Consider the following 20,564-nt stretch of genomic DNA (forward strand, 5'->3'; position numbering starts at 1 on the left):
ACGCCCGCGCGGCACAGGGTCAAAGATTGGTTTCCAACCCTCGGCCTTTCCCGTTAGACGGGAAGGAGCAAAGCGTCCCTTGAGCGGCGCATAGGGCGGAGCCTTGGTATGAAGGTCATCATCTGTGGCGCGGGTCAGGTCGGCTGGCAGATCGCGCGGCACCTTTCCTCGGAAAACAACGACGTAACCGTCGTGGACAACAACGCCGATCTGGTGCGGCGCGCCACGGATACGCTCGACGTGAAAGGCCTGACGGGCTTTGCGAGCCATCCCGATGTGCTGGACCGCGCCGGGGCGCGCGACGCCGATATGGTGATCGCGGCGACCTTCTCGGACGAGGTCAACATGGTCACCTGCCAAGTGGCCCATTCCGTTTTCGCCGTCCCGCGCAAGATCGCCCGGCTGCGGGCGCAAAGCTACCTCGACACGATCTACAGCGACCTCTACCGCCGCGATCACCTGCCCATCGACGTGGTGATCTCGCCGGAGAAGGAGGTGGCCGAGGCCGTCCTGAACCGCATCGCATCGCCGTCGACCTTCGACACCGAGAGCTTCTTCGACGACGCGGTGCAACTGATGGGGATCGAGCTGGACGAGGATTGTCCGGTGCTCGGCACGCCGCTGAAGCAGCTGTCGGAATTGTTCTCGACCCTGCGCGCCATCGTGGTGGGCATCCGTCGCGACAGCACGCTTTTCGCGCCCGAGCCGGGGGATCAGATGTTCGCAGGCGACCAGATCTACGTGGTCAGCCATTCCGACGACGTCGCGCGCGCGCTCGAGATTTTCGGCAAGACCCGCGCCATGCCCGGGCGGATCGTGATCATCGGCGGCGGCAATGTCGGTCTGGCGGTGGCCTCGCGGCTGGAGAAGGCGGCAACGCGGATGCGCACGCGGGTGATCGAGGCGAACCGGGCCCGCGCCGAACGCGCCGCCGACGCGCTGGAGCGGACCATCGTGCTCCATGGTGACGGGCTTGATATCGACCTGCTGCGCGAAGCGGGGATCGAGCGTGCCGACGTGGTGCTGTCGCTCACCGATGACGACAAGACCAACATGCTGGCCTCCGTCCGGGGCAAATCGGCCGGGGCGGGTATGGCGATCAGCCTCGTCAACGATCCGACCCTGGTGCCGCTGATGTCGCCCCTGGGCATCGACGCCTATGTAAACCCCCGCTCGACCACGGTCAGTTCGATCCTGCGCCACATCCGTCACGGACGGGTGCGCGGGGTCTATTCCATCGGAGACGCCGAGGCCGAGGTGATCGAGGCGCAGGTGCTCTCGACCTCGCCCATGGCGGGCAAGGCGATCCGCGACATCGACTTCCCGGAAGGCGCGCTTCTGGGAGCGGTGCAGCGCGGCAAGAAGGTCCTGCGGCCCACCGGTGCCACAAGGATCGAGGAAGGCGACGCGGTGATGATCTTCTCGTTGACCAAGGATGTGCCAGCGGTGGAGGCCTTGCTGCAAGTTTCCATCGATTTCTTCTGAGCCCGCTGCACGATGGTTGCCTATTTCCGAAACCTCCCCTTCTTCGCGATCCTGATCTTCCTCGCGGGGGGGGCGATGATGGTGCCGGCGGTCGTGGCAACCGTAAGCCAGGATTTCGAGACCGGGCGCGCGTTTCTCTATTCGGGGCTGATGGTCCTGATCTCGGCCATGCTGGTGGGCTTTGCCTGTCAGACGCCGCGCCGGCCACCGTCTGAGCGGAGCCATCTGGCCTCGCTCTTTCTCGCCTACCTCTGGCTGCCGCTGGTGCTGGCCCTGCCGATGGATCAGGCGGTGGGCAACACGCGCTTCGTCAACGTCTACCTCGATATGGTCTCGGCGCTGACCACCACCGGCGCGGAGGTGTTCGAGCCGATGCGTCTGGCGCCCTCGGTGCATCTGTGGCGCGGGCTCGTGGGCTGGTTCGGCGGCCTGCTGATCTGGATCACGGCCTTCGCGGTGCTGGCACCCCTGAACCTCGGCGGCTACGAGGTGACGTCCGAGGCGACGGTGCAGGGCAAGATCGTCAACGCGCGCGGACAGATGCGCGCGGCGGGCGCGTCCGAGAGGTTGCGAAAACACGCGATGCGGCTGACGCCGATCTATGCCGGGCTGACCGTCGTGCTCGCCGTGGGGCTGGCCGCTTCGGGCGAGACGCCGCTGGTCGCGGCGATCCACGCCATGTCGACCCTCGCAACCTCAGGGATCAGCCCCGGCACCGGGTTGGAATCGCGCCCCCCGGGCTTCGTGGGCGAAGTGCTGATCTTCTTTTTCTTCCTCTTCGCCCTGTCGCGGCGCACCTACTCCAGCGGCTTTGGCCGTGAATTCCGCGAGCGTCTGACCCGTGACCGTGAAATCCGCCTCGCGCTTTTTGCCACCGTCGTGGTGCCGACGCTTCTCTTCATGCGCCATTGGGTCGGCGCGCTGGAGGTCGATGACCTCTCCGACGGGCAGGCGGCGCTCTCGGCGCTTTGGGGAGCGGTGTTCACCGTCCTGTCGTTCCTGACCACGACGGGATGGGTCAGCGAAGCCTGGGTCGATGCCCGCACCTGGTCGGGCCTGCAGACGCCGGGGCTTCTGCTTGTCGGACTGGTCCTGATGGGCGGCGGCGTGGCCACGACGACCGGCGGCGTGAAGCTCTTGCGGGTCTATGCGCTCTATAAGCATGGCGTGCGCGAGATGGGCAAACTGATTTACCCCAACTCCGTCGCCGGGGCAGGGCGCCTTGGCCGCCGCATCCGCCGTGAAGGCGCCTATATCGCCTGGGTCGTCTTCATGCTGCTGGTGCTCAGCATTGCCGTGGTCATGGTGGGGCTGGCGGCCACCGGGCTGGACTTCGAGGCGGCCACGGTTCTTGCCATTTCCAGCCTGACGACGACGGGGCCGCTGGCCTCGGTCGCAGGCGCGCGCCCGATCGATTACTTCACCCTGACCGATGCCGCGAAGCTGATCTGCGCCGCCGCGATGATCGTCGGCCGGATCGAGACCCTTGTCCTGATCGCCCTGCTGAACCCCGGCTTTTGGCGCGATTGAAGGCTTGTCAACCTCTGGGGGTGGAAATCCGCAGGAATCGCCTCCATAGTGCGTAGGCACGTGAAGTAACCGAGCAGAACCTCGGGGAAAAAAACACCAACAGGGCGTACGAATAAATGGCCGAAAATAAACAGAACCTGCAGGATGCGTTCCTGAATCACGTTCGCAAGACCAAAGTTCCAGTGACAATCTTCCTGATCAACGGCGTGAAGCTGCAAGGTGTGATCACGTGGTTCGATAACTTCTGCGTCTTGCTGCGCCGCGATGGACAGTCGCAACTGGTCTACAAGCATGCGATTTCGACCGTCATGCCAGCACAACCCATCAGCCTTTACGACGGGGAAGAGTGAGCGCCGATAACCGCGCCACCGATGTCGGAGACGGGGACCTTGGGAAAGGCCCGATGCGGGCGCTTGTCCTGCATCCAGATATCAAGTCCGACCGTGATCGCCGCGCGCCCGAATTCGCGTTGGACGAGGCCGTGGCGTTGGCTGCGGCCTTGCCTGACTTGGAAGTTGTGGACGCGCAGGTGGTGCGATTGCCGCGCGCGCAGCCGGGTCTGTTGTTCGGCACCGGCAAGATCAAGGAATTGCACGATCTGATCGAGGCGATGGACATCGGTTTGGTGCTCGTCGACGGTCCCGTGACGCCTGTGCAGCAGCGCAATCTGGAGAAGGAATGGGGCTGCAAGGTGCTCGACCGCACCGGCCTCATCCTCGAGATCTTTGCCGACCGCGCCGCGACCCGCGAGGGCGTGTTGCAGGTCGAACTGGCGGCCCTGTCCTACCAGCGCACGCGGCTGGTGCGGGCCTGGACCCACCTCGAGCGTCAGCGGGGCGGGCTCGGCTTCGTCGGCGGCCCCGGCGAGACCCAGATCGAGGCCGACCGCCGCGCCATCGACGAGGCGGTGACCCGGATCAAACGGCAGCTTGCCAAGGTGGTGAAAACCCGCGCGCTGCACCGCTCCGCGCGGGCCAAGGTGCCCTATCCGATCGTGGCGCTGGTGGGCTACACAAACGCCGGAAAATCGACGCTTTTCAACCGCTTGACGGGCGCGGACGTGATGGCGAAAGACATGCTCTTCGCCACCCTGGACCCGACCATGCGCGCCGTGACGCTGCCCGATGGCACCGACGTGATCCTGTCGGACACGGTGGGCTTCATCAGCGATCTGCCGACGCAGCTGGTTGCGGCCTTCCGGGCGACGCTGGAAGAGGTTCTGGACGCTGACCTGATCGTCCATGTGCGCGACATCAGCCACCCGCAAAGCGCCGAGCAGGCCGAGGACGTGCATACGATCCTTGCCGATTTGGGCGTCTCGGACCAATCGGCTCAGCTGGAGGTCTGGAACAAGCTCGACCTGCTCGATCCTGCGACGCAGGAGGCGCGCCAGACCGAGGCGGACCGCAACGACGCCATCTTCGCCACCTCGGCGCTGACGGGGCAGGGCATGGAAGAAATGCTCGCCGCCGTCTCAGAGGCCCTCTCACCGCCGCGCACGCAGAGCGTTTTGACCCTGTCGCACAGCGAGGGGCGCAAGCGGGCTTGGCTGTTCGAGCAGGGCGTGGTGGAGGACGAGACCCCCGGTCAGGACAGCACCGAGCTGACCGTTCTGTGGACCGCGCGCCAGCAGAAAGCCTTCCGGGCGCTCTGACCGCGCGCGGTTAGTCTTTTCTCAAGAAATATCCCGCAGACTGCGGCTCATCGTGCGGGGGACAGCACGGTGATGCCAAGGTTCGCGGCCCGCGCAAGCTCCGGATCCAGCGTCATCGGCACGTATTCACCGCGCCGCCATAGCTCTCCCATGTCGTCGTAGTGGCGACTGAAGGGATGGCCGGATTGCCCGGTTGAGATGATGAAGACCGAGCTGTCGGGGTCTGCGAAGTCGTAGACGCCGCGATAGCCCGCGCCGTGGGTGTTGATATAGGGCTCCGGCCCGCGACCGGGCGTGGCGGCACGGTTGAGGGTGAAATCTCCGCCCGAGGTCGCTTGGCGGATGTTCACGATCCACGAGAAGAACCGGGTCTCCCCCAGAACCGGGTGCTCGTGGACGGCCTCATGGGCCGCGCCCCAGCGCCAGCTTTCGATGTCACTCCCGTAGGACTCCGAAAGCTCCTGCAGGGCCTCGTCCAGCGCCAGCTCGGCGATCTCGTTGCAGGTCTCGACCGCGTTGGAAGGGCGCACGTCGCACCATTCAGAGGCGCCGCCGATGTTGCGGAAGACACGCTCGAGGAACACGGGCTCCACCTGCCAGAACTCCTCGGCCAAGGGGCCGATATCGTCACGGATGAGCCGATGCTGCAGGGCGCGCATCCAGGCGGCGAAGATAAGAGGCTCTGGCAGATGTTCGTTCATCTCGCCGTTCCAGTCGGCCAGCAACTCCAACGCGCGTTGGCGCAGGCGTTCGGTCGTGCCGATGGCGGCGGGCTGGCCGGTGAACCAGAGATCGCGGGCAACCAGAGGCAAGAGATTGCGCGCGGCGGGAGAGACGGTATCGAGCTGCGCGCCGATGAAGCTGTCGCGGGTATGGACCTCGCGCGCTTCCATCAACCGGCCCAGACGCTGGATGCGCTGCGTGTCGCCCCAGTTGAAGCTGACGTGAAGCGGGAAGGCGCGCTCCACCATCTTGTTGTTGGTATTGCCGAGCACGCCGCTTTCGGGGTCCTCGAAGGTCGGATTGGCGAAATACTGCGTCGTGCCTTGCCAGAGGTTGCCCTCCACCCACCCGCGAGATGGCATGCGGGCCTGGGTCTCATGCTCGTTCAGCCGCCACGGCATGTGGCCGACGACCTGCATGGCGATGCGCCCATCCTCGGCGGCCAGCATCAGGTTGGCGGCGGGGGCGACGTGATCCTCGCCGCTCTCCAGCGCCTCTTCGATGCTGCGCGCGCGCATCAGGCGGAGGCCGGCCTGGATCGTGGTATTCTCATCGGTAAGCGCGGTCCAGCGCATCGACATCACGTGACCGGCGGGGGTCACGGAGCCCGCGTTCCAATGGCGGCCGGGGATGACCGGTCCATTGACGGTCTCGCGCAGGGTGATGGTGATCGGTGCCTCGTCCGCGATCTCGATGATCTCGCGCCGGGTCTCGAAATCCGCCCATCCATCGGGGGTCCGGTACTGCGTCGGGTTCTGCGGGTTCACCTCTTCGATATAGAGGTCGACATCATCCATATAGGCGGCGGTCAGGCCCCAACTCAGCCGCTCGGATCGGCCGTTGATGATGTTCGGCATGCCAGGGATCGTGGCCCCGATCACGGCGCCCGTCGCCAGCTCCAACCGCGCCAGATACCATTGCGACGGCGCGGTCAGGGGCACGTGGGGATCGGTGGCCATCAGCGCCCCACCTGCCGCCGATCGCGCCGGGGTGGCGGCCCAGACGTTGGAGGCGCCGCCGCGGTTCAAGCCCTGGGCGTTGGGATGAAGCGGGTCGCGCGGGGCGCCTGCGCCCTCGACCTCGGCAAACATCCGGCGGGGCAGGTCGAGCAGGCTGGCAAAATCGCCCAGCTCCGCCGCGCCGTTGCCGGGCGCATCGGGCATCAGATCGGTGATGCGCGCGGGATCAGGCAGCGCGAGGGAGGCCCGCGCCCGCAGGATCTCACTCTCATGTTGCGTGGTCATCTGCAGTGCCATCAGCAACGAGATCAGCACGGAGTCGTTGGGCCGCCACGGCGCGATTTCGGGCTCGAACAGGAACAGTTCCGGTGCGCCGCGGCCAAGCGCCTCGGTCCCCACAAGGCGCAGCCACGCGTTCACACCATCGGCGTAAGCCTGCAGGATCGCGCGACTTTCATCGGAATAGGCGGGGAGGGAGCGGCTGGCGTAGCCATCCAGATCCAACCGGCGCATGAGGTCGTCGACCTCCAGCGTGCGCCGCCCGAAAATCTCGGACAACCGGCCCTGTCCCTGCCGGCGCAGCAGGAGCATCTGCCACAGTCGGTCCTGCGCATGGCTGAAGCCGAGCCCGAAGTAGGCGTCATGATCCGTAAGCGCGAAGATGTGCGGCACGGCGGCCGTGTTGCGCACGATCTCGACCTGACCGTTGAGGCCGGGGACGGTCCAATCTGCGTCGTAATCAGGGATCGAGCGGCCCGCCATCCAGTAGAAGACGCTGCCGATCAGCACGACCACGGCGATACCCACGCCGACAAGGCGCGTCAGCCATCGCAGGAGTGTCATCATCAGCCAAACAGCCCTTCGCTCGGGTAGGAGAGTCGCAAACGCGGCCCGACTGCATCTACCTTGCAGCGGGCTCTGCCGCAATGGCGACAGGCGAAACCATGCCGGCGAGACGGCGGGAGCCGCGGCAGGCGCCCAAGGCGTGCCGCGGCCCTGTCAGGTCAGGGAATGATGCGGGTGTAGCGCGTGCCGTCGAGCGTCGCGCCGATGATCAGGCCCGCCTGGCCGTAGATCACCGCGATGACCGGTTCGGCCAGCGTGGCGGTGTCGAACCCGAGGTTGCCCGCGTTCGTGTTGACCGCATAACGCACGTCCGCGCCGACGGACCAGCCGACGGAGCCGCGGAATTCGGCCAGCGATTGCGGGGTCATGAAAAACAGGGTGTGGGCATATTGCTGCGCCCCGATCTGGAGCCCGAAGCTGCCCGAGACGGCGGAGTAATAGTCCACCGTGGCGCCGCCCACGCGCAGGGCGCCGCGCCCGTAGCTGCCGCCAAAGCCGAAGCCCGCCTCGGAGATCAGCGGCATCACCAGCATGCCCGAGGCCTGATTGATCAGGTCGGAGGTGCCGGGGACTTCTTGCTGCATGAACTCGAGCGCCGCATCCACGCGACTGTCGATGCGCGGGCCATTGGCGTTGCCGAGGGGGTTGCCGCAAGCGGCCAGAAGCGGCGCCGCGCCTGCGCCGAGCAAAAGGGAACGCCGGGAAATCGTAGGAGTAGAGAGACCATCTGCCATGGGAATGCCTTGCCTATATCACTGCTATCGCCGGGACTTCGTGCCCCGATCCTTGGCGGCAAGATTACGCCGAAACGCCCGTGGTGTCATCCGCGAAACCCCTGTCCTTGCGGGTTTTCGCCGATTGCTCCGCGGAGGCAAGGCAGGAGCGGCGTCTAATCGTTGAGGATCTTCGCCACACGCGGCGCGAAATAGGTCAGCACCCCGTCGCATCCCGCACGCCGGAACGACATCAGGCTCTCCAGCATCACCTTTTCGCCGTCGACCCAATTGTTCTGAGCCGCCGCCTCGATCATCGCGTATTCACCGCTCACCTGATAAGCGAAGGTCGGTGCGCCGAAGCGGTCTTTCACCTGCCGGCAAAGGTCGAGATAGGGCATACCGGGTTTGACCATCACCATGTCCGCGCCCTCGCTCAGGTCGCGCTCCACGCAGCGCAGCGCCTCGCGCGCGTTGAGCGGATCGATCTGGTATGTCTTCTTGTCCCCCTTCAATGCGCCCGAGGCGCCGACGGCATCGCGGAACGGCCCGTAAAACGCGCTGGCGAACTTCGCGGCGTAGGACATGATCGTCACATTGGGATGGCCCTCGTCCTCCAGCATGGCGCGGAGCGCGCCGATGCGGCCGTCCATCATGTCGGAGGGCCCGAGGATATCGGCGCCCGCGCGGGCCTGCGCGAGACCCATCTTCACCAGTGCCTCCACGGTTTCGTCATTCACGATCACCCCGTCGCGCACGATCCCGTCGTGTCCGTTGATGTTGTAGGGGTCGAGCGCGATATCGGTCATGATCGCAATATCGATGCCCGCATCGCGGATCGCGCTGATCGCGCGGTTGGAGAGGTTGTCCGGGTTCCAGGCCTCTTCGCAAAGCTCGGTCTTCAGGGCCGGGTCGGTATAGGGAAAGATGCAGATCGCCGGGATGCCGAGGCCCGCCGCTTCGCGCGCGGCGGCCACCAGCAAATCGACCGAAAGCCGCTCCACTCCCGGCATCGAGCCGATGGTTTGCCGCTCGTTCGTGCCGGCGCAAACGAAAACCGGCCAGATCAGATCGTGGACCGAAAGGCTGCTCTCGCGCACCAGGTTGCGCAGCGGCGCAGAGGCGCGTGTGCGACGGAAACGGGTTCGCGGAAACGGGGCTTGGTTCACACTCATGGGCAAGGGCTTTCAGGGCTTTCAGATGCGACAGAGGTGCCACGGCAACGCTGCCCGCGCAAGCGCAACGCCCCGGGGCTAGCATCTGGCAAAAGCCGCGCATATGGTGCGCGAAATTCCGCCCGCCTGCTTACTGGATCTGCCATTGGACTTCCTCGACCTGCTTACCGAAGTGATCAATCTCAGGTCGTTTTCGAACCTGTGGTATTGGATCGTCCTGGCCATTCTGTGGTCGTCGCTGAGCCATTGGACCGTGGGCGTGCCCTTCAGCCTCGTGGCGCGCGCCAGGCGTGGCGATCCCCAGGCCGAGGCCGACATGCTGGTGCTGGCCCGGATGAACGCAGAGCGCAACGTCGCCTATTCCGAGACCTCCGGCATATTTGCCACGGCATTCTCGACCTTCCTGCTCACCGGTCTGGCAATCACCGGATGGGGCTACGGGGTGGAATTCTGTCAGGCAATCTTCCTGCTTCTCTGCCCCTCGATGATCGTGGTGGCGCTCGCGGTCTGGACCTCTCAGAGGCTGAAGGCGGATGATTACCAGCATGTTTCGCAGATGCTGCGCCAGCACCGGTTGATCGTGCAGCTTCTGGGCGTCGTGTTCATCTTCATCACCGCATTCTGGGGCATGTATCAAAACGTTAATGTCGGCCCCTTGGGGTAGCGACCTTGACTTGAGCGCCAAGCGGCGTAGCTGAGGCGATCCATGGCTGATCAAACTCAAATTCTATGCGGCGGGGCGCCTGAGGGTTTCGACGCCACCCTTGTGCTTGCCGAAGCGGCCAAGGGCGGGCCCGTGGTTCACGTGGCGCGCGACGACAAGCGTCTGCGCGCGATGGCCACGGCGCTGGCCTTCTTCGATCCTTCCGTGCCGGTATTGGAATTTCCCGGATGGGATTGCCTGCCCTACGACCGCGTGTCACCGCAGGCCGAAATTTCCGCGGCCCGCATGGCGACCCTCGCGACGCTGGCGGCAGGGCTCTCGGGGCCGTTCATCCTGCTCACCACGCTCAACGCCGCGACCCAGAGGGTGCCGCCGCGCGATCTGCTGGCCTCCTCCGCTTTCGTGGCGACCGTCGGAGGCCGGGTGGACGAAAACGCCCTGCGCGCCTTCCTCGTGCGGATGGGCTACGTGCAATCGCCCACAGTGGCAGAGCCGGGCGATTACGCTGTGCGCGGCGGGATCATCGACGTCTGGCCGCCGGGCGAGGAAAGCCCGGTTCGGCTCGATCTGTTCGGCGACACGCTCGACGGGGCGCGGCGCTTTGACGTGGTCTCGCAGCGGACCACCGAGAAGATGGACCGCGTCGAGCTTGCGCCGGTCTCCGAAGTCATCCTCGACGAGGCCGCCATCGCGCGCTTCCGGCAGAATTACCGCGTCGAGTTCGGCGCCGGTGGCTCGGACGATCCGCTCTACGAGGCGGTGACCGCGGGCCGCAAGGCGCAGGGGATGGAGCATTGGCTGCCCTTCTACCACGAGCGGCTGGAGACGCTGTTCGATTACCTCCCCGGTGCAACGGTCACGCTTGACGATCAATCCACGCCGCAGCGCCTCGCGCGGTGGGAGAGCATCACCGACCAATATGACACCCGCAAGACGGCGCTGACCCAGAAGGGACGGCTCGATACCGTATACAAGCCCGCGCCGCCGGGCCTTCTCTATCTTGATGACGCGGCTTGGAAGGCGGCGGTGGAGGGTCACAGGGTCGTTCAGTTCTCGGTCAACGCGGCGGCTCCCGGTCCCGGTATCATCGACGCAGGCGGCCGCGTCGGCCGCAGCTTCGCGCCCGAGCGTCAGCAGGAAAACCTCAGCCTTTTCGGTGCCTTGGCGGATCACGTGCGGACGATGCGCAAGGACAGTGCCGTTGTCATCGCCTCCTGGTCCGAGGGCGCGCGCGAGCGTCTGGAAGGGCTGATGGAAGATGAGGGCCTGACCGAGGTTAACCGCGTTAACGATGCGCGCGGCATCGGCGGGGCGGGCAGCGTGAACCTCACCGTCTGGCCGCTGGAGGAGGGCTTCACCGGCCCCGTGGCGGGCGGCGCTGTCACCGTGATCTCCGAGCAGGACGTTCTGGGTGATCGGCTCATCCGCCCCAAGCGCAAGGTCAAGCGCGCCGACAATTACCTGACCGAGGCGCAGAGCCTCAGCCCCGGTGATCTCGTGGTGCATGTCGACCACGGCGTCGGGCGCTACAAGGGGCTCGAGACCGTCACCGCCGCCGGCGCGCCGCACGAATGCATCGCGCTGGAATATGCCGGCGGCGACCGGCTGTTCCTGCCGGTGGAGAACATCGAGCTTCTGTCGCGTTATGGCCACGATGACGGGTTGCTCGACAAGCTCGGCGGCGGCGCATGGCAGGCCAAGAAGGCCCGCCTGAAGGAGCGTATCCGCCTAATCGCGGACAAGCTGATCCGCATCGCCGCCGAGCGCGAGCTGCGCAAGGCCCCGATCTTCGAGCCGCCGGGCGACATGTGGGAGGCCTTCAACGCGCGCTTCCCCTACGAGGAGACCGACGACCAGCTGTCCGCCATTGCCGACGTGCTCGATGACATGACCCTCGGCCGCCCGATGGACCGGCTGGTGGTGGGCGACGTGGGCTTCGGCAAGACCGAGGTGGCCATGCGCGCGGCCTTCGTGGCGGCGGCCAGCGGGATGCAGGTGGCGGTCGTGGCGCCCACGACGCTGCTCGCGCGCCAGCACGCCAAGACCTTCCAGGACCGCTTCCGCGGCTTCCCGATCACCGTGCGGCAACTCTCGCGCTTCGTCCCTGCCAAGGAGGCCGAGCAGACCCGCAAGGGGCTGGCCGACGGCTCCGTCGACATCGTGATCGGCACCCATGCGATCCTCGCCAAGAATGTGCGGATCCAGAACCTCGGGCTGATGATCATCGACGAAGAGCAGCGCTTTGGCGTCACCCACAAGGAACGCCTGAAGGAGATGCGCTCGGACGTTCACGTTCTGACGCTCTCGGCCACGCCGATCCCGCGGACTTTGCAGATGTCTCTTTCGGGCGTGCGTGACCTGTCGATGATCGGCACGCCGCCCGTCGACCGGCTGGCGATCCGCACCTATGTGTCCGAATTCGATACCGTCACGATCCGCGAGGCGCTCCTGCGCGAACACTACCGCGGCGGGCAGAGCTTCTACGTGGTGCCGCGCATCCAGGATCTGCCCGAAATCGAGGAATTCCTGCGCGATCACGTGCCGGAGGTGACCTATGTCGTGGCCCATGGCCAGATGGCGGCGGGCGAGTTGGACGACCGCATGAACGCGTTCTACGACGGCAAATACGACGTGCTTCTGGCGACGACCATCGTGGAATCCGGCATCGATATTCCGACCGCCAACACGATGATCATCCACCGTGCCGACATGTTCGGTCTGGCGCAGCTTTACCAGATCCGGGGCCGGGTCGGGCGTGCGAAAACAAGGGCTTACGCCTATCTCACCACCAAGCCGCGCGGCAAGCTGACGACGTCGGCCGAGAAGAGACTGCGGGTTCTGGGGAGCCTCGACAGCCTCGGCGCGGGCTTCACCATCGCCAGCCAGGACCTCGACATCCGCGGCGCGGGCAACATCGTGGGCGAGGAGCAGTCCGGCCACGTCAAGGAGGTGGGCTTCGAGCTCTACCAGTCGATGCTGGAGGAGGCGATTGCCAAGATCCGCTCCGGCGAGGGCGAGGGGCTTCTGGGCGACAGCGACGGCCAATGGTCGCCGACGATCAACCTTGGCGTGCCGGTGCTGATCCCCGAGGATTACGTCCCCGACCTCGACGTGCGCCTTGGCCTCTACCGGCGCCTGTCGCAGCTCGAGACGAAGGTGGATCTCGAGGGCTTCGCCGCAGAGCTGATCGACCGCTTCGGCAAGCTGCCCAAGGAGGTCAACACGCTCCTGCTGGTCGTGCGCATCAAGGCGATGTGCAAGCGTGCCCATATCGCCAAGCTGGACGCCGGCCCCAAGGGGGTCACGATCCAGTTCCACAACGACAAGTTCCCGAACCCCGGCGGTCTCGTGCAATTCGTGCAGGACCAGAACGGCCGCGCGAAGGTCAAGGACAACAAGATCGTCGTCATGGCCGATTGGCCCAAGGACGCCGACAAGATCAAGGGCGCCTTCGCCATCGCCCGCGATCTGGCGGTTTTCGCGAAGGGGTAGCGCGGCGGATCGTGCGCATTGCGGGAGCAGGGCACGCGCTGTAGAAGGCGTGCGAAAGCGCGACGTCATCTACAGGATTTCGACCCGATGTCAGATACCGCCCCCACCAAGACAACCGCCGCGCCAGAGACTGCAGCGGCCCGGCGCGAGCCGCCGCGCCAGATCCCCAAGTGGGGCTGGATTGCCTTCCTCGTCTTCTCCTTCATCTCGGCGGCCTCTGCCTTCAAGTTCATTCCGCCGGGCCTTTTCTACGGCGTCTTCGGCAATTGGGGCGAGGGCGTCGAGGCCACGTGGATGGGCTTCGTTGTCGAGGGGATCGAGCGGGGCGCGGATCACGTTGCCTATCATATCGAGAACGTCGGCACGACGCTGGCCGTACACATGATCTTTGGCGGGCTTGCCGTCTGCCTCGTGCCGATCCAGGTCAGCCGCATGTGGCGCCGGGGTGACCGGCGCAAGCACATCTATCTGGGGTGGGCGCTGGTGCCGATCGTGACCATCGCGGCGCTGACCACACCGCCGATCAGCTTCAACATGCGCCTGCCGTTCTGGTCGGAACTGGGCTTCGCGCTTGGCTCGGTCGCGTGGTTCAGCGCGCTGGTTATGGGCATCTGGGCGATCCGGAAGCGGAAGCTCGTGTTGCACCAGCGTTGGATGGTGATGATGGCCGCACTCAGCTTCGGGGCGGTCTCGTTCCGATTGCAGCTACCGCTGCTGCGCATTTTCTGGGACATGGACGTGGTCTTCCCCTACCTCGGGTGGACCTGTTGGGTGCCAAATGTGCTGGTTGTCGCCTGGTGGTGGCGCAATCAGGTAAAGGCCGAGCGGCAATCGCTCTCGCCCGCCCCGGCCGAATAGGGCGGCCGCGCGGCGTCAGACACGCTCGCGCGGCATGCGCAGCATGATCAGACCGCCGATGCCTGCCAGCACCGCTACGCCAATCGCCAGAGGCAGAGCCGTGCCCTCGTAGAGCTGCCCGATCAGCCCGCCGATAAGCGCCCCTGCGATCGTGCTGAGCGATCCCATGATCGAGGCGGCGAGCCCGGCCACATGGCCCAAGGGCTCAAGCGCCAGAGCATTGAGGTTGCCGATGGTGAAGCCCATCACCATGAAGACGCTCACCGTCCAGACGAAGTAGATCCACACCTCGGTCTCTGGCGCGGTCCCGAGCATGAGGGCGGCCACGAAAAGGGCCGTGGCGGCGACCTGCGTGAACAGCGCGCGGCTGACGATGGGGCGCATCCCGATCCGCACCACCAGCCGTCCGTTGATCGGCGCGCAGGGGGCCGTCAGAAGCGCGATGGCCGCGAACAGCCAGTGGAACCATTCACCCATGCCGTAGGTCAGATCGAAAATCTGCTGGATCGATGAGAGGCAGGCGAACAGCATCGCGTAGATCAGCGCCTGAACGAGGATCGAAAGCTGCATCTGCCGCACCGAGAGCGTCTCGACCATGCCTTCCCAGAGCTTGCCCAGGTTGAGAGGCCTGCGGCTTTCGGGCGGCAAGGTCTCGGGCTGGCGCAGGATCAGCCAGCCTACGGAGATGAAGGCGAAAAGGACGAAGGCGAGGAAGATCGCGCGCCAATCGAAGAGCGAGATGATGCCATAGCCGATCAGGGGTGCGATGGCCGGGAAGATGGTGAAGACCAGCATCACGAAGGAGGTGATCCGCGCCATCTCGCGCCCGGTATAGAGGTCCCGGATCAACGCCATGGAGACGATGCGCGGCCCCGCCACGCCCAAGCCCTGAAGGACGCGCGCGGCCAGAAGAAGTTCCAGCGTCGGTGCCTGCCAGGCAAGCAAAGCGCCCGCCACGTAAATGCAGGAGCCTGCGAAAATCACCTTCTTGCGCCCGAAGCGGTCCGACAGGGGGCCGGCGAAGAGCGTGCCGATGCCCATGCCGATGATGAAGCTCGTCAGGACCAACTGCGCGAGCGTCACGTCCTGCGGGCTGAGTTCCTCCGCGATCTGCGGCAGGGCGGGCAGCATCGAGTCCATCGAGAAGGCGATGGATGCGAAAAGCATCCCCATGAGGGCGATGAATTCGCCCGAGGAAAGCCGGGCGGTGGGGGCTTTGGGCAAGGAAGGATCTCCGGAGAGGGCGTCCTGCGAGGCGGTTTTCACCGTCACAGGAACACCGGGATAAAAGCGAGGGTCTGCGGGCAGCTTCGCTGCCCGTCGGGTCGGTGCGAGGCCGGTGCCTAGCCGCTGCTTTCTTTCTGCTCCATTTTCTCGATCTGCGCGTTCAGATCGTCGATGATGGCCTCCCATTGCTCGGGCGGCTGCGCGCCGGGAACTGCGTGCTGGTTGGCGACGATGAAGGTCGGAACAGCTTGCACGCCGCGCTCGCGGGCATGGGCATCGCGGGCCATGATGTCTTCCGCATCCGCGCCGCTCTCATACAGTTTGGCGATCATCGCGCGGTCCAGATCGACGCTCTCGGCGATATCCAGAAGCGTCTCGCGGTCCCCGATGTCGCGACCCTCCACGAAATAGGCGCGGAAGAGGGCCAGAACCGTCGGCGTCTGCCGCCCCTCGATACCGGCCCAGTGGATCAGCCGATGGGCGTCGCGGGTGTTGGGGGTGCGCTTGATATCGCCGAGGTTGATCTTCAGCCCGGCTTCCTCGGCCTTCTGCGCGACCGGCGCATAGGCTTTGACGGCCGCCTCCTTGCCGCCGAATTTGCCCTCCAGATAGGCGCGACGGTCCATGCCGCCTTCAGGCATGTCCGGGTTCAACTGGAACGGGTGCCATTCGATGGTGAAAGGGTGGTTCGGCCGCGCCTCCATGGCCCGCGCGAGGTTGGACCAGCCGATGTAGCACCACGGGCAGATCGGGTCGGAGAGGATGTCGAGCTTGATCATATCATGTCCTTCGCTGCCGCCTTCAGGGCGGCTCGGTTCAATTTACCATTGGCCCCACGGGGCAGGCTATCCATGCGCAGATAGGCACGGGGTTGTTTGTGGCGGGCGAGGAGGGGGCTGGCATGGGCGTGCAGCCGATCCTCGCGCGCATCGCCGCTATAGACAAGGGCGAGAATGGTGGTCTCGGGGTTCGGCTGCAGCGTGAGGGCCGCGCAATCGGTCACGCCTTCAAGGCTCTCGAAGACCTGCTCGATCTCCAGAGGGGCGATCCGGAAACCGCCCGCCGTCAGGATATCGTCAGCCCGCCCGAGGTAGCGTACCGCGCCGTCCTCGGCCTGCTCCACCCGGTCACTGGTGCGAAACCAGCCCTCTGTCAGCGGCAGCTTCGGCGTGTCTCCATCGATGTAGCCGAGCATCAGGCCGGGATCGCTGCCGTGGATTGAGAGGCACCCGTCATGGACAGCGATCTGACGCCCCTCCTGCGGGTAGCCCGTGGCGCCATCCGGTGCCGGGCGCGTCGGTGAGCCGGAGATGAAGGTCGAGACCTCGGACATGCCAAGGGCCTCGTGAATGTCGGTGTTGGTGGCCACGCGCCAACGATCGCGCAGCGCGGGGGGCAGGGCCTCGCCCGCGCTGAGCGCGTGGCGCAGCTTCGGCATCGGCGGCAGCGGCGCGCGCAGGAGCTTGCGAAAGATCCCCGGGCTGCCCGCAAGGATGCTCGCGTCGTGGCGCTTGGCCAACAGCGCAAGGCTCTCCGGCGCGACGCCGGGGGCCGGAACCAGCGCCGTCGCGCCGATGGCCCAGGGGTCCAGCAAGCCGGTGCCGAGCGTATAGGTCCAGTTGAACGCGCCGGTATGCATCACGCGATCATCCTCGCGCAGCCCGTACCACCCATCCCACATCATCCGTCGTGCCCAGACCGCCCGATGCGCATGGGCCACGGCCTTGGGCCGACCGGAGGAGCCGGAGGTGAAAACGATATAGGCCAGATCATCGGCGCCGGAGTCGTGGACAGGATGCAGAGGCCCGTCCAGCACCTCGGGCGACAGGACGGGGCAGGCGACCTCGGGCAGGGCGATGCCCTCTTCGGCCAGCACAGCATCGGGGGGAAGCGACCCCGTCAGAGCGGTCACTTCGCGGCTCGTGAAAGCGGCCGAGGTCGGGATCGGCACGATGCCCGCGCGGATCGCGCCAAGGTATGCGATGGGAAACCGCGCCGAGTTTCCCAAGCGCAGCATCAAGCGGTCTCCGGGGCGCAACCCCGCCGCAATCAAGCCGCCTGCGGCCCGCGACACGGCCTCTTCCAGGCGCGCGAAGGACCACCGCTCCGACCGCGACGGCCCGAGGATCGCGAGGGCGATCTTGTCCGGCGTGCGCTCTGCGGCGCTCAACACGTAGGAGGAGAGGTTAAATCGGTCGGGACATTGCATGTAAGGGGCGTATGAGACCACGACGCAGGTTGCAAGCGGCCACATCTGTGCGCTATCGCACGCGGTATGAGCCTACCGTCAGACAGCCCGAGCCTCATCCGTCTCGCCCGCGCCTCGGGGGAAGAGACCGCGCCCTTGCCGGTCGATCTCGCCGCGCGGGTGCGCGAGCTGCGCAAGGAAAGGGCCTGGACCTTGGAGCAAGCCGCGAACCAAGCCGGGTTGGCGCGCTCGACGCTCTCGAAGATCGAAAACGGGCAGATGTCGCCGACCTACGATGCGCTCAAGAAGCTGGCCGGGGGGCTTGGCATCTCGGTGCCGCAGCTCTTCACCCCTTCGGCCACGCCGCAGGGCGGAGGTCGGATGGTCACCACCAAGCGGGGCGAGGGCGCGGCCCATGCGACCACGACCTACGAGCATGAGTTGCTGGCCGACCAACTGGTGCAGAAATCCATGCTGCCCTACCGCGCCCGCATCAGGGCGCGGTCGTTCGACGAGTTCGACGGATGGGTGCGGCACGAGGGCGAGGAGTTTCTCTACGTCCTCACCGGCGCCATTCGTCTTTTCACCGAGTTCTACCAGCCGGTCGAGATGGTGCGGGGCGACAGCGCCTATTACGACGCAGCCATGGGCCATAACGTGGTGTCGATCTCGGACGACGACGCGACGATCCTCTGGGTGACCTCGCTGGCCTGAGCGCGCGCGGCTATTCGAACATCGCGCGCAGGTCGAGGGTGCTGTCCTCTCCGATATGATCGATCGACGTGCGCAGGAAACGCTCGGCCGCCTGCTGACCGGCCGTGCGCAACTGGTGCATCACCTGCGGCGTCGCGATGACCTTCGTCGCGACGGAGAGTTGCCGCATCAAATCGTCGTCGGCGATCATGTGGAGCAGCACATCCTTGAATGCATCGCCCCCGATCATATCCCGGTGCAGCAGGCGCTGCACGAAATCGATGGCCCGCAACTCGCGCAAGAGCGAGGTGTTGAAGCTGATCTCGTTGATCCGGTTCTGGATCGCCCGCGCCGTCTTCGGCACTTCCTCGCGGTAGAGCGGGTTGATGTTCACCACCACGATGTCGCGCGGCAAGTCCTTGTCGAACAGGGGAAAAAGCGCCGGGTTGCCGGTATAGCCACCGTCCCAGTAGGCCTCTACCTCGCCAGTGTTGGGGCTCTCGATCTCGACCGCGCGGAACATCGTGGGCAGGCAGGCGGAGGCCATGATCGCACGGTCTGAGATTTCCTCTTTGGTGAAAATCCGGATCTTGCCCGAGCGGACATTGGTGGCGCAGATGAAGAACGCAGGCCCCTTGTCGGAGCAGATCGCCTCGAAGTTGAAGGTGGAGACGATGGGCTCTAGCGGATTGCGGTAGAAGGGGCCGGTCGCATAGGGGCTGACGGAGCGGGAATAGGCATCTCCGGCAAGAAAGGGCAGGGAGGTTTCGAGCATCGCGCTGACCCCCTGCGGCGAGAACATGTTGAGCCAGGGGGCGAGGCGCTCGTCAGTGATGGCGCCAACCTGTTCCCAGACCTCGGCGAGGTTCTCGATCGCCAGATCGCGAGAGCCTTGCGCGAGCCCCGATTTCACCGCCGAGCCGTTGAGCGCCCCGGCCGAGGTGCCCGACATTGCCGCGATCTCGATCTCCGGCTCCGCCAGCAGGGTCTCCAGCACGCCCCAGGTATAGGCGCCATGAGCGCCGCCGCCTTGCAGCGCGAGATTGATCTTCTTGATCATGGAAACGTCCTGTTCTGGGCCGTCCGAAACGGCGCGTAGCTTGGATGTAGGGCAGGGCGGCGGGCCGTCACGGGTCTTCGTCGCCGTGGATCTTGGACCAGAGCTCGAGAAGGTCCGCGACGTTGATCCCGTCGATGGTCATGCCGGTCACATCGGCACTGGTAATCGCAAGGTTTTCGAGGTTGGCCGCCGTGATGGTGGCGCCGGACAGGTCGACGTCCTCGAACGAGGCCCCGGAGAAGTTGACGTTTTGCGCCCGCAGGCCCGCCGCGTTCGCATCATCGATGAGCGCGCCCATCAGATGCACCTCGCGGAACTCGGCGTCCTTCAGGCTCACCGAGGTGAAGGTGGAGCCGCAGAGATACATATTGCGTATCTCCAGCTTGTCGCGGGCGACGTCGGATTGATCGGACATGGGAAGAGCCTCCGGCCTCTCGGGGTTGTTGTGTCCGGGCCGCGCCCAAGGCACGGCCCGAGCGTTCAGAGGGCCGTCCAGCCACCGTCGACGCTGATCGTCGTGCCGGTGATCTGATCGGCCGCCGGAGAGCAGAGGAACGCCACGGTGCCGCCCATCTGCTCGGTCGTCGCGAATTCCTTCGACGGCTGACGCTTGAGCATGACGTTCTTGATCACGTCCTCGCGCGACATGTCGTACTCGCGCATCGTGTCGGGGATCTGCGATTCCACCAAAGGCGTCAGCACGTAGCCCGGACAGATGGCGTTCGCGGTGATCGGCTCCTGCGCCGTCTCCAACGCGACGGTCTTGGTCATGCCGACGATGCCGTGCTTGGCGGCGATATAGGCAGATTTGTAGGGCGAAGCCGTCAGGCCATGGGCGGAGGCGATGTTGATGACCCGGCCCCAGCCGGCCTTGCGCATCATTGGCAGGGCGGCGGCGGTGGTGTGGAAGGCGGAAGAGAGGTTGATGGCGATGATCGCGTCCCACTTGGCGGTCGGGAACTCGTCGATCGGGGCGACGTGCTGGATACCGGCGTTGTTGATCAGGATATCGCAGCGCCCTGATTTCTCGATCAGCGCGCGGGCGTCATCGCCTTTGGACATGTCGGCCTGGATGTAGCGCGCGCTTACGCCATGCTCATCGGCGATTTCCTGCGCAAGCTCGTGATCCTCCTTGTTATCGGTAAAGGAATTGAGCACGACGTCGGCGCCGGCGCGGGCCAATTCCCGGGCGATTCCCAATCCGATGCCAGAGTTCGAACCGGTGATCACGGCGGTCTTGCCGGACATGTCTGTGATGATGGCCATGGGGGCTTGCTCCTGTAACACGCGTTGAGAA

17 protein-coding genes are annotated in these 20,564 nt (G+C 65.5%); 8 read left to right on the forward strand and 9 right to left on the reverse strand.

All coding sequences use genetic code 11. From position 1 onward, the window contains the following. The first annotated feature begins 108 nt into the window (after positions 1-108). The 4 genes from trkA to hflX all read left to right on the forward strand — a co-directional run bounded on the left by trkA (position 109) and on the right by hflX (position 4,669). The gene (gene trkA, locus KYE46_RS10250; protein ID WP_219000529.1) at positions 109-1,485 is read left to right on the forward strand and encodes a Trk system potassium transporter TrkA; all 1,377 of its coding nucleotides are present in this window, start codon (positions 109-111) and stop codon (positions 1,483-1,485) included. A gap of 12 nt (positions 1,486-1,497) precedes the next feature. Next, on the forward strand, positions 1,498-3,015 hold the full coding sequence (locus KYE46_RS10255; protein WP_219000530.1) for a potassium transporter TrkG: 1,518 nt from the start codon (positions 1,498-1,500) through the stop codon (positions 3,013-3,015). 116 nt (positions 3,016-3,131) lie between these two features. Next, entirely contained in the window at positions 3,132-3,365 is a 234-nt protein-coding gene (hfq, locus tag KYE46_RS10260) for an RNA chaperone Hfq (RefSeq protein ID WP_011455365.1), read from the forward strand. Between the two features lie 53 nt (positions 3,366-3,418). Continuing rightward, on the forward strand, positions 3,419-4,669 hold the full coding sequence (gene hflX, locus KYE46_RS10265) for a GTPase HflX (RefSeq protein WP_219005086.1): 1,251 nt from the start codon (positions 3,419-3,421) through the stop codon (positions 4,667-4,669). A 47-nt stretch (positions 4,670-4,716) separates the two neighbouring features. Here hflX and KYE46_RS10270 read toward each other — a convergent pair whose 3' ends face one another. From KYE46_RS10270 to hemB, 3 genes are all read right to left on the reverse strand, one after another. After that, complete coding sequence (locus KYE46_RS10270; RefSeq protein ID WP_219000531.1) at positions 4,717-7,197, reverse strand: penicillin acylase family protein; 2,481 nt, start codon at positions 7,195-7,197, stop codon at positions 4,717-4,719. A gap of 158 nt (positions 7,198-7,355) precedes the next feature. Next, complete coding sequence (locus KYE46_RS10275) at positions 7,356-7,931, reverse strand: lipid-binding SYLF domain-containing protein (RefSeq protein WP_219000532.1); 576 nt, start codon at positions 7,929-7,931, stop codon at positions 7,356-7,358. Positions 7,932-8,086: 155 nt separating this feature from the next. Beyond that, complete coding sequence (gene hemB / locus KYE46_RS10280) at positions 8,087-9,085, reverse strand: porphobilinogen synthase (protein WP_219000533.1); 999 nt, start codon at positions 9,083-9,085, stop codon at positions 8,087-8,089. A 103-nt stretch (positions 9,086-9,188) separates the two neighbouring features. Here hemB and KYE46_RS10285 point away from each other — a divergent pair, with 103 nt between their 5' ends. The 3 genes from KYE46_RS10285 to KYE46_RS10295 all read left to right on the forward strand — a co-directional run bounded on the left by KYE46_RS10285 (position 9,189) and on the right by KYE46_RS10295 (position 14,099). Beyond that, on the forward strand, positions 9,189-9,749 hold the full coding sequence (locus KYE46_RS10285) for a component of SufBCD complex (RefSeq protein WP_219000534.1): 561 nt from the start codon (positions 9,189-9,191) through the stop codon (positions 9,747-9,749). Between the two features lie 42 nt (positions 9,750-9,791). Further along, positions 9,792-13,241, forward strand: coding sequence for a transcription-repair coupling factor (gene mfd, locus KYE46_RS10290; RefSeq protein ID WP_219000535.1), 3,450 nt, complete (start codon positions 9,792-9,794; stop codon positions 13,239-13,241). A gap of 87 nt (positions 13,242-13,328) precedes the next feature. Continuing rightward, positions 13,329-14,099 (forward strand): DUF2306 domain-containing protein, encoded by a 771-nt coding sequence (locus tag KYE46_RS10295; protein ID WP_219000536.1) that lies wholly within the window; start codon positions 13,329-13,331, stop codon positions 14,097-14,099. Positions 14,100-14,114: 15 nt separating this feature from the next. Here KYE46_RS10295 and KYE46_RS10300 read toward each other — a convergent pair whose 3' ends face one another. From KYE46_RS10300 to KYE46_RS10310, 3 genes are all read right to left on the reverse strand, one after another. Further along, the gene (locus KYE46_RS10300) at positions 14,115-15,272 is read right to left on the reverse strand and encodes a multidrug effflux MFS transporter (protein ID WP_219005087.1); all 1,158 of its coding nucleotides are present in this window, start codon (positions 15,270-15,272) and stop codon (positions 14,115-14,117) included. Between the two features lie 170 nt (positions 15,273-15,442). After that, the gene (locus KYE46_RS10305) at positions 15,443-16,105 is read right to left on the reverse strand and encodes a DsbA family oxidoreductase (RefSeq protein WP_219000537.1); all 663 of its coding nucleotides are present in this window, start codon (positions 16,103-16,105) and stop codon (positions 15,443-15,445) included. After that, entirely contained in the window at positions 16,102-17,535 is a 1,434-nt protein-coding gene (locus tag KYE46_RS10310; RefSeq protein ID WP_219000538.1) for a class I adenylate-forming enzyme family protein, read from the reverse strand. Before KYE46_RS10310 ends, KYE46_RS10305 begins: the two co-directional genes overlap by 4 nt. Positions 17,536-17,601: 66 nt before the next feature. Between KYE46_RS10310 and KYE46_RS10315 the strand changes: the two genes are divergently transcribed. Beyond that, positions 17,602-18,228 (forward strand): helix-turn-helix domain-containing protein, encoded by a 627-nt coding sequence (locus tag KYE46_RS10315; protein WP_219000539.1) that lies wholly within the window; start codon positions 17,602-17,604, stop codon positions 18,226-18,228. 10 nt (positions 18,229-18,238) lie between these two features. On the opposite strand, the gene KYE46_RS10320 is transcribed toward KYE46_RS10315, so the two are convergent. From KYE46_RS10320 to KYE46_RS10330, 3 genes are all read right to left on the reverse strand, one after another. After that, positions 18,239-19,267 carry a patatin-like phospholipase family protein gene (locus KYE46_RS10320; protein ID WP_219000540.1) on the reverse strand — a complete coding sequence of 343 codons (1,029 nt, stop codon included), beginning with the start codon at positions 19,265-19,267 and terminating at the stop codon, positions 18,239-18,241. Positions 19,268-19,334: 67 nt separating this feature from the next. Continuing rightward, the gene (locus tag KYE46_RS10325) at positions 19,335-19,682 is read right to left on the reverse strand and encodes a pentapeptide repeat-containing protein (protein WP_219000541.1); all 348 of its coding nucleotides are present in this window, start codon (positions 19,680-19,682) and stop codon (positions 19,335-19,337) included. Between the two features lie 65 nt (positions 19,683-19,747). Beyond that, entirely contained in the window at positions 19,748-20,533 is a 786-nt protein-coding gene (locus tag KYE46_RS10330) for a 3-hydroxybutyrate dehydrogenase (protein ID WP_219000542.1), read from the reverse strand. Positions 20,534-20,564 lie beyond the last annotated feature (31 nt).

The sequence above is a fragment of the Gymnodinialimonas ceratoperidinii genome (assembly GCF_019297855.1).
In the GTDB taxonomy this organism is placed as follows: Bacteria; Pseudomonadota; Alphaproteobacteria; order Rhodobacterales; family Rhodobacteraceae; genus Gymnodinialimonas; species Gymnodinialimonas ceratoperidinii.

What these genes read in the sequence shown, in the direction of transcription:
- KYE46_RS10270 (WP_219000531.1), bottom strand. Translation starts at nt 7,197, where the DNA reads ATGATGACACTCCTGCGATGGCTGACGCGCCTTGTCGGCGTGGGTATC.
- KYE46_RS10255 (WP_219000530.1), top strand. Translation starts at nt 1,498, where the DNA reads ATGGTTGCCTATTTCCGAAACCTCCCCTTCTTCGCGATCCTGATCTTC.
- KYE46_RS10325 (WP_219000541.1), bottom strand. Translation starts at nt 19,682, where the DNA reads ATGTCCGATCAATCCGACGTCGCCCGCGACAAGCTGGAGATACGCAAT.
- KYE46_RS10330 (WP_219000542.1), bottom strand. Translation starts at nt 20,533, where the DNA reads ATGGCCATCATCACAGACATGTCCGGCAAGACCGCCGTGATCACCGGT.
- KYE46_RS10295 (WP_219000536.1), top strand. Translation starts at nt 13,329, where the DNA reads ATGTCAGATACCGCCCCCACCAAGACAACCGCCGCGCCAGAGACTGCA.
- KYE46_RS10305 (WP_219000537.1), bottom strand. Translation starts at nt 16,105, where the DNA reads ATGATCAAGCTCGACATCCTCTCCGACCCGATCTGCCCGTGGTGCTAC.
- KYE46_RS10310 (WP_219000538.1), bottom strand. Translation starts at nt 17,535, where the DNA reads ATGCAATGTCCCGACCGATTTAACCTCTCCTCCTACGTGTTGAGCGCC.
- KYE46_RS10285 (WP_219000534.1), top strand. Translation starts at nt 9,189, where the DNA reads ATGGTGCGCGAAATTCCGCCCGCCTGCTTACTGGATCTGCCATTGGAC.
- hflX (WP_219005086.1), top strand. Translation starts at nt 3,419, where the DNA reads ATGCGGGCGCTTGTCCTGCATCCAGATATCAAGTCCGACCGTGATCGC.
- hemB (WP_219000533.1), bottom strand. Translation starts at nt 9,085, where the DNA reads ATGAGTGTGAACCAAGCCCCGTTTCCGCGAACCCGTTTCCGTCGCACA.
- mfd (WP_219000535.1), top strand. Translation starts at nt 9,792, where the DNA reads ATGGCTGATCAAACTCAAATTCTATGCGGCGGGGCGCCTGAGGGTTTC.
- trkA (WP_219000529.1), top strand. Translation starts at nt 109, where the DNA reads ATGAAGGTCATCATCTGTGGCGCGGGTCAGGTCGGCTGGCAGATCGCG.
- KYE46_RS10275 (WP_219000532.1), bottom strand. Translation starts at nt 7,931, where the DNA reads ATGGCAGATGGTCTCTCTACTCCTACGATTTCCCGGCGTTCCCTTTTG.
- KYE46_RS10315 (WP_219000539.1), top strand. Translation starts at nt 17,602, where the DNA reads ATGAGCCTACCGTCAGACAGCCCGAGCCTCATCCGTCTCGCCCGCGCC.
- hfq (WP_011455365.1), top strand. Translation starts at nt 3,132, where the DNA reads ATGGCCGAAAATAAACAGAACCTGCAGGATGCGTTCCTGAATCACGTT.
- KYE46_RS10320 (WP_219000540.1), bottom strand. Translation starts at nt 19,267, where the DNA reads ATGATCAAGAAGATCAATCTCGCGCTGCAAGGCGGCGGCGCTCATGGC.
- KYE46_RS10300 (WP_219005087.1), bottom strand. Translation starts at nt 15,272, where the DNA reads ATGGGGATGCTTTTCGCATCCATCGCCTTCTCGATGGACTCGATGCTG.